The organism is Gluconobacter sp. P1D12_c (assembly GCF_018812105.1).
GTDB lineage: Bacteria > Pseudomonadota > Alphaproteobacteria > Acetobacterales > Acetobacteraceae > Gluconobacter > Gluconobacter oxydans_A.
Genome location: NZ_JACSIQ010000142.1, coordinates 1 through 640, shown reverse-complemented (window position 1 = coordinate 640; position 640 = coordinate 1). Strand labels below are relative to the sequence as shown.

The window sequence follows — 640 nt, the reverse complement described above, 5'->3', positions numbered from 1 at the left end:
GACCATCCGGAGACAACCGCCTGTTTCTCAATGGTATGCTGCATGTTCTGCGCACAGGCTGTCCGTGGCGGGACATGCATGAGCGCTACGGCAAATGGAACTCGGTCTATGTCCGGTTCCGGCGTTGGGCTGAGCAGGGGGTGTGGGATGCTCTGCTGCAAACCCTGATAGACCTCGACCTGACCGATAACTGGCAGCATATGGTCGACAGTACCGTAGTCCGTGCCCATTCACAGGCTACGGGCGCAAAAGGGGGGCTCATTCGGAGGCTTTTGGTCGATCACGCGGCGGCTTTACGAGCAAGATCCATGTCCGATGTGACAATCAGGGATGCCCTCTTGGCTTTGTCCTTACCGGAGGCCAGGTCTCGGACTACAAAGCCACAGACGCCCTGATGAAGCTGTCTGTCCCGCCCCCCAAAGCCATGCTGGCTGATCGGGGCTATGACAGTGACAGCTTCCGCCAGGATCTGCTGATCCACGGGATCCTGCCGGTTATTCCATCACGCAAARGCCGCARCGCTCCACAGAAAACAGACTGGCGGCGTTACAGAGACCGCAATCGCATTGAGCGGATGTTCAACAGGCTCAAGCAGATGCGCCGTATTGCAACCCGATACGACAAAACCGCCTTATCATTC

General features: G+C 57.5%; 1 protein-coding gene and 1 pseudogene. Both read left to right on the top strand.

What is annotated here, in order from left to right; genetic code table 11:
* Nucleotides 1-35 precede the first annotated feature (35 nt).
* Nucleotides 36-95, top strand: a pseudogene (locus tag KP705_RS20280) (hypothetical protein); the annotation flags it as partial.
* A 95-nt stretch (nt 96-190) separates the two neighbouring features.
* A partial coding sequence (locus KP705_RS20275) for an IS5 family transposase (RefSeq protein ID WP_252348426.1) occupies nt 191-640 on the top strand: 450 nt, incomplete at its 3' end.